12 protein-coding genes are annotated in these 17,154 nt (G+C 32.7%); 1 reads left to right on the plus strand and 11 read right to left on the minus strand.

Annotated elements, in window-relative coordinates; all coding sequences use genetic code 11:
* Positions 1–338: 338 nt before the first annotated feature.
* From ACNRYB_RS19680 to ACNRYB_RS19690, 3 genes are all read right to left on the minus strand, one after another.
* Positions 339–1,343: a VOC family protein gene (locus ACNRYB_RS19680; RefSeq protein ID WP_473728434.1), complete on the minus strand. Its 1,005-nt coding sequence runs from the start codon at positions 1,341–1,343 to the stop codon at positions 339–341.
* Between the two features lie 46 nt (positions 1,344–1,389).
* The gene (locus tag ACNRYB_RS19685) at positions 1,390–2,247 is read right to left on the minus strand and encodes an SDR family oxidoreductase (RefSeq protein ID WP_473728435.1); all 858 of its coding nucleotides are present in this window, start codon (positions 2,245–2,247) and stop codon (positions 1,390–1,392) included.
* A gap of 163 nt (positions 2,248–2,410) precedes the next feature.
* Positions 2,411–2,989: a Crp/Fnr family transcriptional regulator gene (locus ACNRYB_RS19690; protein ID WP_473728436.1), complete on the minus strand. Its 579-nt coding sequence runs from the start codon at positions 2,987–2,989 to the stop codon at positions 2,411–2,413.
* Positions 2,990–3,165: 176 nt separating this feature from the next.
* On the opposite strand from ACNRYB_RS19690, the gene ACNRYB_RS19695 reads away from it, so the two are divergent.
* Entirely contained in the window at positions 3,166–3,555 is a 390-nt protein-coding gene (locus ACNRYB_RS19695; RefSeq protein WP_473728437.1) for a hypothetical protein, read from the plus strand.
* Between the two features lie 451 nt (positions 3,556–4,006).
* Here ACNRYB_RS19695 and ACNRYB_RS19700 read toward each other — a convergent pair whose 3' ends face one another.
* The 8 genes from ACNRYB_RS19700 to ACNRYB_RS19735 all read right to left on the minus strand — a co-directional run bounded on the left by ACNRYB_RS19700 (position 4,007) and on the right by ACNRYB_RS19735 (position 17,154).
* Positions 4,007–8,701, minus strand: a complete 4,695-nt coding sequence (locus ACNRYB_RS19700; RefSeq protein WP_473728438.1) for a hypothetical protein — start codon at positions 8,699–8,701, stop codon at positions 4,007–4,009.
* 89 nt (positions 8,702–8,790) lie between these two features.
* Positions 8,791–11,247 (minus strand): hypothetical protein, encoded by a 2,457-nt coding sequence (locus ACNRYB_RS19705; protein ID WP_473728439.1) that lies wholly within the window; start codon positions 11,245–11,247, stop codon positions 8,791–8,793.
* A gap of 7 nt (positions 11,248–11,254) precedes the next feature.
* A complete protein-coding gene (locus ACNRYB_RS19710; protein WP_473728440.1) occupies positions 11,255–12,598 on the minus strand; it encodes a PKD domain-containing protein in 1,344 nt (447 codons plus the stop codon).
* A 61-nt stretch (positions 12,599–12,659) separates the two neighbouring features.
* Positions 12,660–13,703 (minus strand): hypothetical protein, encoded by a 1,044-nt coding sequence (locus tag ACNRYB_RS19715; RefSeq protein WP_473728441.1) that lies wholly within the window; start codon positions 13,701–13,703, stop codon positions 12,660–12,662.
* Positions 13,704–13,733: 30 nt separating this feature from the next.
* Complete coding sequence (locus tag ACNRYB_RS19720; protein WP_473728442.1) at positions 13,734–14,576, minus strand: hypothetical protein; 843 nt, start codon at positions 14,574–14,576, stop codon at positions 13,734–13,736.
* A 131-nt stretch (positions 14,577–14,707) separates the two neighbouring features.
* Entirely contained in the window at positions 14,708–15,337 is a 630-nt protein-coding gene (locus ACNRYB_RS19725; RefSeq protein ID WP_473728443.1) for a hypothetical protein, read from the minus strand.
* Positions 15,338–15,355: 18 nt separating this feature from the next.
* Entirely contained in the window at positions 15,356–15,778 is a 423-nt protein-coding gene (locus tag ACNRYB_RS19730; RefSeq protein ID WP_473728444.1) for a hypothetical protein, read from the minus strand.
* 362 nt (positions 15,779–16,140) lie between these two features.
* Positions 16,141–17,154 carry a hypothetical protein gene (locus tag ACNRYB_RS19735; protein WP_473728445.1) on the minus strand — a complete coding sequence of 338 codons (1,014 nt, stop codon included), beginning with the start codon at positions 17,152–17,154 and terminating at the stop codon, positions 16,141–16,143.

The following is a 17,154-nucleotide window of genomic DNA, read 5'->3' on the forward strand; positions in this document are numbered from 1 at the left end:
TACTTAATTTTAAGTTATTTTAAAGTTGCTTTTTAATTCATTGGAATTGAATAAAATAAAAAAAATCTAAATTACATTTTTTTAAATTCAATTTAAAAACAAAGATTATTCCCACATATACTAATAGTTTTTATTTTCCCTTGACAAAGCTGTTAGTTATTGTTTTTATTGATGTGCCAAAATAAATACTCAAGATAAATTAATTATTAGAAATTGCTTTCAAATTGACTTACTCAATATTTTCAAATATCTGCAATAGAAGTCAAAACTATTATATATAATTACAAAAGCCAGAAAAATAATTTCTGGCTTTTGTAATTTTTTAAAACGAGTCAGCATTATTCCTTTTGATCTAAAAAGACATATAGCTTTTGAACTTTATTGTTTTCAATCACAAACAAATCCATGCCGCTAACCACCGATGGTTTTGATTTTGAACCAAATTGCCAATATAATCGCACAATATTATGATTGGTTTCAATAGATTTGGCTGAAAACCTAAAATCAGGATTTTTAGTCTGAAGCTCTACAATAAATTTACTGATATCTTCAAATCCTTCAGCAATAAAATGACGATCTACCATTTCTACATCAGTAGCGTAAATTTGATTCAATAAAACTTTACGTTTTGCTTCGTCTTTTTCATTCCAGATTTTTAGATGATTTTCTACTATCAATGTGTTCTTTTTAGGATCGAAATCATCTGCAGTTTTTTTGATCGCTTTATTTTTCGGAGACCATAAGACTGTTTTGGGGTGTGTTTTCTCATATCCTTTTCCGTTTGGATACGAAACCAACTCCATTTTAGAACCCCAAGGTGTTTCAAAATAAACCCAAGACTCGCCTGCTGTGTCGCCAGAAGGCGTTGTAAAAGGTTCTCCTAATATTTTTACGCCTTTACTTTTTAAATATTCGACCGCTACATGAATATCATTTACATAAAAAGCAATGTGAGATGCTCCAATGTCATCTGTATTCGGATATGTTTTACTTCCTTTATTGTCGGCATATTCAAACACTTCAATACTTGCTCCATTTCCTGCATTGATCATTTTTATGGTAACGTCTCCTGTATTAGGATTAATATGGTTTAGTTTTTTCCAATCAGCGTCAAGCGGAATTGGACCCAATTGCGTTACGGGTGTAAAACCAAGCACATCACTAAAAAATGTAACGGCTTTATTAAGATCGGGAACATTGATTCCGACATGATCAATTCCCACAATTCCTGCATTGTTTTGTGCTGCTGTTTTATCTGAAGCGGAAAATAGTATTAGAAAATTAAGCATCGCTGCCGCAGAAGTTTGTACTTTTTTATTTGATTTTTTATGATTTGTTTTCATGACTGTATGTATGTTTATTATTCTTAATTTCATTTAAAATGGGGAATTAATTAGTGTAAGCTGCTACCCATTTTGCTTTAATATTGGCGCGGGCTTCTATAAATTCTTTGTCGGTTCCTTGAGCAATGGCATCAAGAGGAAAACGAAGCGGTCTCTCCCCTTTTTTCATGTTTACCAATTCCAGAATACCATCCGCTATTGTTTGTGGATTCATATCAAACTGAGCCATTTTACCAAATAGTGCTGTACCTAATGCATTGAATTTTTCAGTTGCTGCATCACCGTATTCTTCAATAATTGCTATTTTATCAGCATGAATACCAGCTTTCGATCCGTTATTCATTTCAGTTGGATAAACTCCAGGCTGAATACTCACATTTTCAATTCCGTAATCTGCAAGTTCATCTTGCAATCCTTCTGTAAAGCTTTCTACTACCAATTTTGATGCGATGTACGGAATCATAAAAGGAAGTGTATGTCCGCTTGCTCCAGTTGTAATATTAATAACCAGACCGTTTTTTTCTTTTCTCATAGAAGGAAGCACTGCCTGATACATACGAAGCACGCTATAGACGTTTACATCGAACATTTTACGAACTTGATCAACAGAATAGCCTTCAAGCAGACCAAAACCGCTTACTGCCGCGTTATTGATTAGAACATCAATTTTTCCGTATTTAATGATTACTTTTTCGACTGCATTTCTAACTGATGCATCATCTGTAACATCAATATCTACTACTTCAATATTTTCTATTGCTTGAAGTTCTTTCGCGGCAGCGGCATTTTTATCATTTGTGTTACGCATTCCTGCAATTACTGAATGACCTGCATTTGCCAATGTTACAGCTGTTAATTTTCCAAAGCCTGTACTTGTTCCTGTAATGAAAATTGTTTTTGACATGATTTCTATTTTTTAAATGTTTATAATGTTTGTTTCTTTTGAACATTACAAAGTTGCGTCTAAAGCAAATCCTGTACATTGATTAGAAATAAGTAAAAACTTGATATAGATCAAGAGTTTGAAAGTGGACATAAAAAAAGGAGCTTTTAAAGCTCCTTATGTATTATTTCTTTGCCGTCTGTTTCCGAATACGGCTTAGTGTTTCTGGTGTCATGCCCAAATATGAGGCTATCATAGTTTGCGGAATCCTTGAAGCAAAACTTGGATATTTATTTACGAAGTTTAAATATTTCTCTTCAGCAGTTAGCGCCAGTGAAGCCTGAATTCTGTTTTGAGCAGCAATAAAACTTCTTTGCAGAATAGCATTGACCATATTATTAAACCCTGGAATTTCTTTGCACAGCAACTCAAAATTTTCATGGGTAAAAAGTATTAGCTCAGTATCTTCAATAGCATCAATATTAAAACGAGACGGCTGCTGTAACATTAAACTTTCACGATCGCCTGTCCACCAATTTTCAATACTAAAACTATTTACATGTTCACCACCTTTTTCATCAACAGTATAGGTTCTTACGCAGCCTTGCGTTATAAACGCATCGTATTTCCAGACATCTCCCTCTTGGAGTAAATACTGTCTTTTGCGAAGTTTTTTAATAATAGCAAATGATTGTATACGTTCTGATTCGGCCTGGGTCAGTTCAGCTTTTTCGTCAAGATATTTTTGGAATATTTCATACATAGCATGTAAAATTATGCAAAAGGCTTTTGACCAACAAATTCAAAACGAAATTGGATCAAAAGAATTAAAGAAATCTTTAATGCAGTGCTTCAGAAGTTCCCCAAAAAATCAAAAAACTAATTTATGTCGCTGGTTTTATTCCGCAAAGCGGAAAAAGCGTTTTAGATTATTCTCAAATGGATACGGCTTCACTTTTACCTCCATCATTAAAATTATCCGATGATCAGACTTTAGCAGGAATTGTAAATCCAGAAGTTAATCTTCCAAAAATATTTGCGCAAGATGCCACAGATGCCCAAAAGCAATTTCTTGTTTCAAAATACAAAGCAGAGCCGACAATTCCGCTTGGAACGCCTTTAAACTATAGAACAGAAAATTATAATGCAGGAGGAAAAAAATATTACATCTTTACGACAGCAGACAATATGATAACTTATAATTTTCAGCAGAAAATGGCTAAAGATGCAGGCATTACAAATATTTATACCATCAATTCTGGGCATAGTCCATTTACATCAAAATCTGATGAGCTGACTAAACTTATAAAAGACATTTTGTTGAAGTAATTTTTAAATGAAAAAAGATTCCTGATATTTTAAGGAATCTTTTTCTTTTTTTATTGTTTTATCGATCGTTAGCGCGGACTTGCAATCCGTGCCCGCAACAGTAAGACACAAAAACAAATCATTAAGACAAAAATTTACAAAATAATATGCTTTTTTATATTTACAAAGAGAACTAAACTAACCAACTGGAAGACCAATATTTTCAAGATGATGAAACCCGAAATGAATCGACATTGACGCTGCGCCAGCATATCATTACATAAGCGATAATGTAGAACCTGATTATGGCGAAGAATTTGAAGGTAAAGATGAATTTAATCGTAAAAATTTTGGAGAAGGTTAATCTGGAACCGATCTGAATCGGAATATTTAAAACAAAACAAAACCCCATTTGAGAATCTTATGGGGTTTCAATTATCTACAAGTTTTGTATATAAATTCTAATTTTTTTTTATCTAAAATTATTATTGTTTTTATACTTATAAACAAACTCATTTGACTGTTTATTTCCTGGCAAATTGTATTTCATTAGTATTTCATAATTCCCATATCGCATGAATTGGAAATTGCTATTTATAAACTTTTGCGCAAGTGCTTCAACGCCTGGTTCGCCATTAATATATGAATTGACAATCTGGTTACTTAAATCAACCCAATCCTGCTTATAAATTAACGGCATATTATACTTGAATGGAAAATTACCTTTTGTCCATGATTGATTAACATCATTTTCAATACTAGTCATATAATACGCGTTAAGCGGTATTGCTTTGGCAGGAACAACTCCCAACTCGCTGGTATCTCTATTGTTTATCGAGAAAGTTCCGTTTAAAGGATAATCCTTGTATAAATAAGGATAGATATCTGTTGTGTAATATTGATCGTTCAATTTAGATTCTGCTGATATTATGGCCTTACTATCGCTATATACTACTCCACTAAGCTCAACTATATCAAAAGCTTCTTGGCTAGAAATAGTATTGGTCAAATAAATCACATCTGAATATAGAACTCCAAAGTTATAGCTTTGGGTACTGATTGCATTCATCTTAGATGCAAAAGTCTTATACTTACTAGTGTTGAACGAATAGCTTAAACGATCAATGCTTCCCTCTGCTTTAGATAAGGCATCGGCTTGATTTTCTCTTATTTGTATATCATTACCTTGATCGTTAATTGTATTGCTTTTTTCAGCTGTAGTTCCTCTGGTAGATGCATTCTGCTTCAAATTACTCACAATTGAAAAATTATATTTCTTTTCCTGATCGATATTTGGCAAATTATAATACACTTCGTTTGAACTTGTATCATAATTAAATGCTACAGCTTTTGAATTTGAAGTTCCATCCTGATCCATTTTTATACTGGTTTCCCAGTTTGAATCTTCGAACAGATAATCCTGACCACGTTTAAGTTGTATATATCCTTTTGGATATTCTTCTTCAAGGAAATATTTCTGATCTACAATCGGATATGAATATTTTATATTGGTAAGCGGAATATGGTTTGGAGCTCCTCCCGTTGTAAATATTCTCTCTTCAAATTCTGTGGCTACTTTTCCGTCCACTTTTATAGGTTGGAAATAACCATTTACCATTTTCTGGAAACTAACCTCAACTTGAACCTTTAATTCTTTATGTGGAGGAAGGATATCTGTTGAAACAAAATTAACACGGTCTTTCATCGTACTCCACTCAAAGGTTCCTGGAATTTCTTTTGTTCCATCAAATACTTTAAACTTTTCTAAAATTACTTTGTAAGTAACATCTCCCGTGTCTTCAGGTATTACGAAGGCTTCATTAACTTTCATAGAAAATGCGGCTTGCGGAATGGCAAAGACATCTACATCTGTTGAACTTTGTTTTGGTGTTACATCCGTTATCAGCTTGATGCCTCCAAGCGGCGATGCATTTTCAAATTGACATTCTTCTCCCAGCTCAAATTTAAAGCGGAATTTTCCTTTTATCAATCCTCCCAGTATGTTCATATTTCCTGCCATATATCCTCGCATCCAAACCGGGTTTGGCAATTTTGCCTGTAATAAAACTGCGGCTCCTCCAGAAATAATTGGGACTTTAAATTTTAAGAATGACAATTTAACTCTAATTCCAAGTTCTCCTTGCAAATAGGCATAAGATTGTCCATTAGCATACCAACCGTTTATACCTACACGATCTCCAGTATTAGAACATCTTGCTTCTTGATAATCTTTAAGCATAATATCGAATCCCATTCCAGCCTGAAAACGCGCATAAAAAAGTAGAAAACTTAAGTCTCCTGTGTCAAAATCTAAACTTGCTCCAAAGGCAAGGCCTCCTCCATTTGCCAATGCATTCTCGTCACGCATGTAATCAAGTTCTTTATAATCGACACCTAGAATACTAGCAACCTGAGGCGGCGGTGGCGGGCTCCCCGGAAGCACCGTTCCTGCCATAAAATAACTTGTAGTTTTTAAGAACATTCCTGCTACTCCGATTTTCACTCCACATCGGTCATCCGGTGTCCCCATATACATGTACCAATCTTTAGGGTCTTTGTGGAAAACTCCCCAAACAGCTCTCCCTCCTGGCCCTGTTCCTGAAAGGAAATTTCCAGGCGTATTAATATAAACATCTGTTGTAGCATGCATGGAATTGTTTTCAAAATCAAATTCTATAGCAGCTGCCATTTTAATTCCAACTGCAGCCGATAAGTCACCTGGAATTGCTTCTTTTGCTTCTGGAATATATTTGCTCGCAAAAGAACCTTTAAGATCGCTATCTGTAATTCCTAAAAAGCTTTTCTTAGCAGTAACGTTTGATGCTACTTTTCCCATTAAATCGGTAACATTTTTAAGCCCCGGTATTTTCGCCATAACATTAGCTTTACCAAAAATGGCCAGTCTATTTATTCCTCCTTTTGAGTTAAATGCCATTTCGAATCCAGCTTCACCATCGCATATTGTTTCTGATCCTACGTGAAAATAAATTAGAGCTTTAATTCCTAAACTTATTTTTTCGTCTGGTGTATAACTTAATCCTGAAGGAGAAAATTCACCAATAGCTATATCTTGATTTCTATGCATTTTATAATACGCTCCACCACCAAAGCCTGTAATCATAAAAGGAACACCAGGTGTTGGAGGAAACTTCACAGCTCCATCAAAATACCAGTATCTAAAAGTAGTACGCCCAAAAATTGCTTTTGCTTTTACATTGACAATATTAACAACGTCGACTTCAACATCTGCATTAAAACCATCTCCATAAACAGGATCTTTTTCCATTAGAATAAGGCCTCCTTTTATAGTTAATCCGCTAAACTTACAATCTATATTAATGGCAGAAAGGTCTAGACCAGCATATCGGCTTCTTTGCCTATATCCATCGTCATACATCTTACCTTTTATCCCAATTCTTGCCGTCGCACCTGCTCCAATGCTTTCCATTAAATTAATTCCTAAATCAAAATCAATTCGGGAATCATCTCCATTAATGGCAACATTTATATTACCGATAGAAACAGGAAAATTAGCAAAACCAACTGTGCCTTTGTAACCCATATTTCGAACAGAAATAATAGGAGAAACGGTTTGCAACTGAAGATTCTCAAAAGTAATTCCTTTAAAATCTACGGTGCGTTTTCCCTCTACATCTTTATCATCTGTAGCTCCTTTATTTGTTCCAAAAGAAACCGAACCGTTAAGATTTGCTTTGGGTAAAAATCGTCCGTTGACCAATTTTAATTCTACAGAACTATTTGGCAACAGTAATGCTTTTGCTTTCCATATATCAAAAGCAATAGAATCTTTTGTAATAACAACTAATTGCTGTTCTTCCATCGAAATAAATCCGTTGTACTCCAAACCAGCTCGATTAGTCTGTTTCGGTTTAGACGGAACATTTCCTGAAGTATTTGATGCAGGATCTGCTGGCGTGTTTGCTGCTGGACTAGAAACCGTTTCTTTTTTCTCTGGCGAAGCTTTACTAATTGGCAAAAGGATTTGTCCTTTTAAATTCGCTTTTACAAAAGTGTTGGCCGCAATGGTAACATCAATATGATCTAACGAGTAGGCCCATGATTTTTCCTGACTCGTTATTCCTCGATCTAAAGGAAAAACATTATCTGCATAAAAGGTTCCCGAAACACCAAATTTATCTATAATAAGGTTTTGCGCTCCTACATGAAGCCTTTCTTTACTCGATGCAGTATCTGTGGTTTGAAATTCTTTTGGTAGGCCAACATCAAATGTCTGAACAAAAACTCCTTTCCAAGCTTCCTGACTTGGAACCAAAAGTGCATTTTTTGCATAATATTCTGGAAAAACAACTACTGGATCGTTTTTCAAGTCGCTCAAATCTAAAACAGCATTATTTACCAGAAACTGAAAATTACCGTCAAAATCTTTTCCATTTCGTTTATCTTTCAATACAAATGGCTGTAAGCTTACATTCAGCAGAATATCATTCCAGCTTCCTGCTGTAAAACTAAATTCTCCTCTAACTCTATTTGGAATTTGAACGGTCTTTCCATTATAATACGTTTTAGGGATTGTTGTTTTTGCTTCATCCACAGTCTTTGTCAATGGATCTATTGGCAAAATTAGATTCCTCGAAAACTCAACTGCTCCAGAAATTTTCATCTCTTTAAAGCCGTCACAATCAATCTTTACATAGGTCAAATCATTTACATTTCCGGTTGCCATATCGAAACCGCCATATAAAGATAGCTGCCATTTATTTTCATTAAAAGGAATATCGACATTACCAAGCAATACTAATTTCGCCTCACCAATAATACCTCCTTGATGTGATAATTTTACATTATCAGCACCAAAGAAAAGTTGCATAGGTTGTCCATTTTTATCTTTCTGAGGAATATCAACCCTGCAAAAAACAGTCAGCGTAGTAAATTCTGGCGCAAAAGTAGCCTTTGTAATCCCTATAGAATATTGAATATTGTTTACTGTATTACGAATACCTATTGGCAGTTCTACCAAATCCTGATTTGAGAATTTATCTACCCAACGATCAGAGGCTTCAATTTTTTCGATAGAACTCGAAGCGGCGCTTAGTTCTTTTGGAGGCGCAATGTCCTGTCCATAAGAAAACACAACCGAAAGCATAGTCAGTAAGGTGGCAAAATATATCTTGTAATTCTTTTTCATAAGCAAATTATTCTGTTTTTTTGAAAAATAAAGCATGCTAATTTCTTTTATATTAATGCGCTTCTTTAAAGCTTATTTAGTTTTGACAATTAATTATTCTTTAAAAACTTAAAATCAACTTCATCACCTTTTACATTTTTAAGCGCTAAATCATGGTAGAATGGAATTAATTTGATCTTTATTTCTTCAATTACTGCCGCATCAGTTTTCTTCTCTTTCATCATCTTAAAGAAATCTCCCAGTTCTTCTTTATTAAAAGCAGAAAGATTTTCATTTTTAGAAATCTGATCTACTGGTGTATTTGAGAGTATTGCAATTTCATTATACATCCATCGATGCACCAATAAAGGTTGCAACTTTTTGTTTTTTCGATCAACAAGTTTTAAATAAGAATTATAACTCACCTTATCTGTTACATCTTGCTCACTTACACCATGCATTTTATGTTTGTTTACCCTTCCCAAAGCCATTACATAATCATTCTCATATCCTTCATCTTTTCTGATCATTTCTTCTTTTAAACTTTTGGCTGTTTCAAGAATGTAACTATCGTATTTATTTAAGATATCATTATTTGCATCATACGCTTTAAGATAGTTTAAAGCTTTTTCTTTGAAGCTATCGTCATCAGGAGTCAAAGTGGTAAGTGTCAGCAAATGCTGCAGCTCGTCAACATCTTCTTTAGGCATTGGGCGAAGTGCCAACTGCATGTCTTGAAGTTGCTTTATAATTTCATCCCTCGTTCCTTCGTAAGTCTTGTCTTTATGATTTATTTTTAAGATAGGATTCAAAACCTCTTCTTTTTCTTTTTTAGGCTCTTTTTTAGCTGGCAGTTTAATCTTGTCAAGTGAGCAAGAGTAATTTAAAGTTGCTGTTAAATCGTTAAATTTCTGAGTATTTGTACTGCTTCTAAACATCGAAATAATGTTCAAACTGAAATTATGCCTTTCGAGCATTACGTAACTGTTATTGAATTTAACTCCAAAGACAGAACTTGAATTCATATTTCCTTGCGAATTATTATACAAAAAACCAAGATTGGTATTTAACTTGTCTTTAAATAATTTTTTCGAAGCCCCGACTGAAGCTCCCATTGAAGAATTATTATTTCGACTAACTTGGTTATTTGTATAATTAAGCGAACTGTTTAAAGCAACTTTTGTGGCAAGAAAACTAACCGTATGCGCTAAGTTATAATTCTGAACAGTGCTAGCCTGTCCTTTGCGTATTATTCCGCCTTGCTCATTTGCCTGACCCGCAATGCTATAATTGAAATTTAAATTTTGATTTCTTTTCTTTCCGAAAGCATAGGACATATTTACATTGGCATTCTGCGATAATTGCTTGTAATCCAGAGTATCTGCTTGAACAACGTTAGGATTGTTTATAAGCTCGAACTGATCTAATTTTTTGTTCGTATAAGTAGAAAAGTTAGAGTAGCTGCCTGTAATGTTTATTTGGTCTGTAACTCTATAATTCATATTAATAGAGCCAACCACACGCTTTGTGTTTTGCTTTTTTACTTTATCCAAATCATCTTTTTGAAATCCTAAACTGGTTGAAACCGTAATTTTGTCATGATAAAAAGGTCTTGCGAAACGCAATGCGATATTTTCTAAATCATTATTAAAATATAATGCCCCAAGAGTACTATAATTGGGATCAATACGTTCGTAGGTTAGTCCAACAGTACTTTTTTGAATATTATAATCAAAATTAACGTTGAAGGCGTTCATATAACTTGTACTTTCTTTGCTAGAAAATATTTTATCTCTAAAACCTCCGCCAGAAATTCTTTCACTTCTCGTATCATCTGTCAACACAGACAAAGCGTACTCGACATTTAAATTTAAGTTTTTAACTACCGAAGTACTAAAAATCAAACTGTTTACAAAGTTTTCTTTTGGCGTAACTCCTTTATCAGTCGTCATATTTAATGAGTTGGCATCGTCTTTGGCATAAAAACCAATCCAGCCCAATTTATACTGTGCTTTCTCAAAACCCACTTTTGCGCCGTAACCAAAACGCTGATATACAGGAATTCCTCCTGAAGCGTTTTCTTCTGAAACGGCTTTGAGCAACTGTCCGCCCATTAAGGCAATTTTAAACGGACTATTGGGCGTGAGTTCTAATCCAACACCTTTAAAAGGATAACCGCTTAACGTGTAAGGCGAAAATGTCATATTTACATTTCCGATATAAGCTTTTACCCATTTGTATTTAGGCATAATGCTCAATCTATTAAAATCAAATGGTGCTGTGTAGCCCAAATTATTTCCTTGATTGGTGAAGCTATAAAATAACGGAACATTAAAATTGAAAGCGCTGATGTTCAAACTACCAGAAAATAGGTACGTGAAAGGTTCACGCGAATTTTCCATATTAGAGTTGTAATACATCATATTGGCATTAATATTACCCGTTACCTTAAAATTAGGTTTATAAAAATTCTCCAAATCTACATCCTGTGCATATCCTTTCCTGCAAAAACAACAGGCAAAAACAATACATAACCAAAATAAGATTTTACTATTTTCTATCTTCATTTACTGGTTATTGTTTTTGAACTTTGATATCGCATAAAATATAAGAACTCGTACCGTTCTTTACCATTTCTTTAATTTTAATAGCTCCTTTTCTGCCGTCTTGCGTTTTAAACAAAATGATTCTAGGGTAGATAAAACCAAATTCCTGTGCTCCTCCTGCCGTATAATTTATATTTAACGATTTTATTGGTATGTCATTTACCATACTGTCAAATTGTGCTTCAGTAAAATTTAAACCGCAATTACACAAATTTTGAGAATTGACAAAAATGGTGCTCTGTGCATTTTTCAATGTTAAAAATCCATAGTTATTGGCCTGATCTGGAGAGATAAATCTGTTATAGGTAAAATTGCTGTTTAAGCCTTGAAATACAATATCAATTTGACCGCTGTTCTGGTCATCGATTTCGTTTGCTTTATAAACTTTACGCGTAATGGTCGAAAACATTGCACCAATATTATTGCCATTATGTGCCGAGTTAATTCCTAATTTAACATTAGTAAAAGTCCTCAAGTTTGTATCAGGAAGAACTTTAATTGTTGATTTAAAAATCTGGCTTGTTTTATCGTTAATTGCTTCTAAAGTCACTTCGTGAGTGCCTGCGTTTGCAAAAACAACTGTTGGATTTTCTTCTGTCGAAATAGCTGGATTTCCACCTTCAAAACTCCATTTATAACTTGTCGCACTAACTGATTTATTAGTAAAATTAATGCTTACTGGAGCTTCGTAATCATCATCTTCAAATTTTGGCTCATATGTAAATGAACTTACTAAGTAAGGAGCGACAGTTATGGTTTTAGTCTGTTTATCAGATTCAAAACCATTTGAAACAGTCAAAGTTATGGTATGCTCCCCTGGAGTTGTAAACACCACGTTTGGCGGAGTTTTTCCTGTAAAAGAAGCTGGTGATCCGTCCTGAAATTCCCATTTAAATGTCAATCCTTCTCCAATAGTAGAATTTTTTAAGATGATCTCAACTGGAGAGTAATTGCTCTTTATAATTTCATGCGTAAACTCAATATTGATACCATCTTTTATTTCAACCGTTTTAGTAAATTCTCTACTCTCTCCGTCTACATTTTTTGCTATTAGCTTAATGGTGTAAGTTCCCTGCTTACTGTATAAAATCTCTCCTGGATTTTTAGAATTTGAAACAGAAGGATTCCCTCCCTCAAATGTCCATTCATACGTATCTGCACCCGTTATTTTATTATCAATTTTAATAATAACGGGGATAGATTCATCCTGATCAACATACGAAGTTGTAAATTCACCTTCTATAGCTATAGCAGTTTCTTGATAGCAAGAAGCAAGAACAATAAGTAGGAATAAGAGTAAAGTTTTTTTCATTTAGAGCACTTTAAAACACTGCGGTTATTTAAAACACCTGCAGTGTTTTTTTTAAAATCTATTATTTTTCTGCAGCAGCAAATTTTGTTTGGAAGTCCGAAATCTTGATTAAGTTTCCAGAAACAAGTAAATAAATATCGTTCCCTTTAAACTTAAGCATTTCAGTGTATTTGAAAGAAGAGAAAACCCCTCTACCAGATGCCGCTCTTACTTTTAAATCTCCATCTTTAAAAAGAGACAGACTATTATCTTGAAGATTTAATTTAAAGATTCCTTTTCCTGCATTTACAACATATAACTCATTTTTTGTATCAAAAGTAATATCAGAAAAATGATCACCGTTTGTTGCTGAAACTAGAGTTGTTACCTTCCACTCATTATTCACATATTCTAACTTTCTAATTGCAGAGTTTTTGTAAATTCCTGTACTCGGATCTTGAACATGATCAATTAAATATAAAATACTATTCAAGCTAATGATTTTTGTTACAGCAGCAAAACTTGCATCTAGCCCCGCTCCATCTTTTATTTCATTTTTACCTGAGCCAGCAACAAAAACATCACCATTTAATTCTGGTAAAACACGTTTTATGTTTCTTGCATTCAAGTCAAAAACAAAATATGTATTATCGTTATTATTGCAGATGCTAAAAAGATTGATCTTACTGGCAAATGGAGAACTTATTGGTTTCATGATATAAAATGGGTTCAATTCTGAAAAGTTATTTTCGAAACGCATTATTTTATCCTGATCTGGACTATCATTCCCTTTTGCAACCATTAGAACATCTCCGTTTTCTGTTAAACCAAGTTTTGCATATGTATACGTTGCGAGATCAAGATTTTTAAGTGTGGTTTCTTTTCCATCTAGATCAGTCTTTTTTAAACTTATAGCATATCCCTTTTCGTCTTGCGTTTGTCCTATCGTATATAGCGTATTATCAGTACCAACAACAAAATCATTGATAAAGAAACTTGTAATATAGTCTGCTTTTATTTCTCCTTTTTCTTCGGGAGTCCCTCCAGGCTGACTGTCTGATCCTGAACAGCTATTTAAAATCAACAAAAACTGTAATGCTGTAGCTACTAAAATACTTTTCTTCATTATTATCATTTTATATCTTAATTCATTGTTTTATTTTCCATTAAACTGACTACCTAAAGTATAGCCATTACCAACCAATACTCTAACAATATTCATTGCCGTTATATCCTGGCTCATTTTATATCCTACTGGATTTCCTCTATTTTCAAAACTAGCCTTAAACACTTTCCCGTTGAATGTGATTACTTCTTGGTTTAATAATTTATCATAACCTGAGAACATTCCTCCTCTGGCAAACCATGTTCCTATTAAATTATTATCAAGATCTAAAACCTCATATTTTAAATCTCCATTTGAAGAGGGTGAAGTCATTCTAACAAACCCAATTCTTTTATCGTCTATATTTTGATTTTGTGCTTTAATGCTAAAAATAGTACCAAAATCATCAATTGCTAACTGATAGGTATCTGCAATTTTATTCGCATTATCTACTTCATCTTGAATTCCTAAACGTTTTGCGGCTATACCTGCCGATGCGCCATTTATAAAACTTTCAATTGCTTCTTTGTTTAAACCCTCTGTTCCGACCATTCCTCTGTCCAATAATTCGTAGACAACACTGCGGTCGTAATTAAAGGCACTGAATTTTCTGCTTTTATTCTTAAATTCTATTTCGTTAGTTTTTCCTGTTGCTAGATCTTTAAGTTCAATCCATGGCAATACTAAAGATTCTTCGCTTGGAGCTTTCTTTAGTTCTGCAGTAATTGAATAATTTTTATCTAAACTAAAAATAGTAAAAAGCGGTTTTTTACCCTCTACAAAACCTATTGTCTTATCGTCTAGTTTTATTTCTCCTTTATCAATTTTTAATTTTTGTGCAAAACTGCATGTGCTAATTAATATTACTAACAGGGCTAAAATATTTTTTTTCATATGCAAGTTTTCATTTTTAATTAATGTCGTATAAACTGCTTTTTCTATTCGCCAATAGAAGCTTTTATAATTTACATATCAATATCTGTTTGCTATCATGAGCAAGATGCTTGAGCTAATAGAAAACAGATTTAATTTTTTTCGTAAACCCTTAAATTATTTTCACTATCCATAACCCCTAGTACTTCATTGTTGACCTGTGGCACATCTGTGAAGAACAAAAGCTTCCTTTCTTCTAATGGCGCTTTAAACCATATAACTTCAAATTTTTCTGTATCAAAAACACCAACTGCCCTATTAACAACTTCTCCTTTATTGGTACCGATAAAATAAAGATTTCTATCTCCAGAATAATATTTGCTTCTATTTATTCGCCACGATTCTTTAGAATTTTCTCCAAAATCTTTTTTGATTTGGATTTTCAAAGTGTCTAAATTTAGCTCCCAATAATATCTATATGATAAACTTTTAATAATTCCTTTTTCATTATCTATATGAATATCTTTAACAGAAAAACTAAAATCTTCATTTGAATTAGGTGCTAATCCTAATTCTTTTCTCAAATCTAATTCATGTAATAATGCCCCATGCTCTACGTCTAGTCCAATAATTTTACGATGTGTGACTAGTATCCAAAGCACCTTTTTATAAACTCCTATTACTGATACAACTTCTACATTTGTTTCTTCATCATTAACGCCATTTACTAGTTTTGAAAATGAAAATTCAAATAGTTTTATTCCTTTCTTTAATTCATACAACACCAACTTCAATTTATCTCAACTTACGAATATCGTTTCAAAGAGTTTAAACCCAAAGGGATCAACAATACTTTCAATAATTTTTTCGCCATCAAATTTCACAACATTTAAGATTGTATTAAATGATGAATCATATGATAATTCGATGACTACATTATTTTCTATTTCTTTTAAAATTTTTTTCTCCTCTTTTATTTTTTTTAATTTGAAATCTTCACAGACTTCAAATTCGCAAAGCATTTCCAAACCATCTTCATTTGAAAAATAATTAACAACAATTAAATTATCTTTTTTAAACGCCTGAAAAATATTACCATTAACATTAGCCAATAAATCATTATGCTTTATATGGTATAGTCCTCCACCTTTCCAATACAATCTAAACTGATTATCTAAAAAGAAATTTGACACTTTTTCTATTTTAATTAAATTACTGTACATATCTATTCTATTTTAATAAAATAAAATAAACCTTCATCTAGAGAATTTACTTTCTGCATGAATTGCCACATAGATTTCTTTATTAAATAATTTAATGGGGTTATCAATAAAGAATAGTAAATCCTTTTTTTTAGTCTCATTTCTTAGTAATTTATTATTTTCAGAATTTCAAATTTAGCATTATATTAATCCAACCAGACACTTTTAGCTCTCTTGACAATAATAAAAAACTCAACATAATCTGTTTTGTCGTAGTTGCCATAATTAGGATATTCCTTTCTGTCACTATAAAACATTTTATGGTTAGCATTTACCCACAAACACCTAACCATCAATACGCTATATTTTTTTTTAAAAACATTTTAAATCTCATAAACTATTAAATCTCCATTAGAGCTTCTTACATATAATTTTTCGTCATTACAAACGATTTGGGCTATCTGACTCCCTGCCATTTCTGGAATTGCCTGCAAAAAATCAACTTTCTTAGTTTCGATATCAAAACAGCCTACATAAACAGGTTTTGATTCTTCATTTACATAAGAAAAAGGATGCTCCGAGAAATAAAGCTTATTTTTATACAATGCAGACCCCATATGACTTTCTACATTTATAAAATCAAAATTCTTTTGAGGAGTTCCTATTTCTACAGTTTGTTTTTCTATATCTATAATTTGATAATTGTCTTCACTCTCTGGATACCTACTACTATTACCCCATATGCTAACCATTAAACCTCTTGTGTCATCGAAAACAAACGATGAATCCTTAATATCTGTTTTCCAAATCACGCTACCTGTTTTTATATCTCGCTGTTCTAGCTTCAAATCAGAATCTTTAAAATACATAAAAACTAAAGTCTCTTGCCACATGTAAAAATCTGAAACTAGCTCGTATCCTAGCTCGCATTTAAATTCAAAATACGTTTTTGTATCTAGTAAATCCGTTAATCTAAAATATTGAAAATCTTTCCTACCTTTTAACCTGTAACTGTAGTGTTTATTTAAAAACTTACCGTAAAAAAAATCTCCTTTCCCTATTAATTCAGCATTAACATATAAATCAAAATATTCATCTTCTTCTTCATTTTCAAACCAAACCGCATAGTTGTCCTTATCAAAAATACTTATACTCACTGCAGCATTTTGATTTATCTGTTTTAATAAATTTAGGTTTTCATCTAGTATAGAGATCTCTTTATCACTTAACAAGAATAAAAAATTATTACTATAGAAACATCTTTTAATATTGTCATCATATGGTAATACTTTTTTTGTACTAAGATTTACCAGACTTCTATCTTTATTGATTATTACATTTTTACTAATATCCCAGATCTCATTATTTACATTATAAATTTTGTCTACTATTTTCAT

The organism is Flavobacterium sp. CR10 (assembly GCF_055814415.1).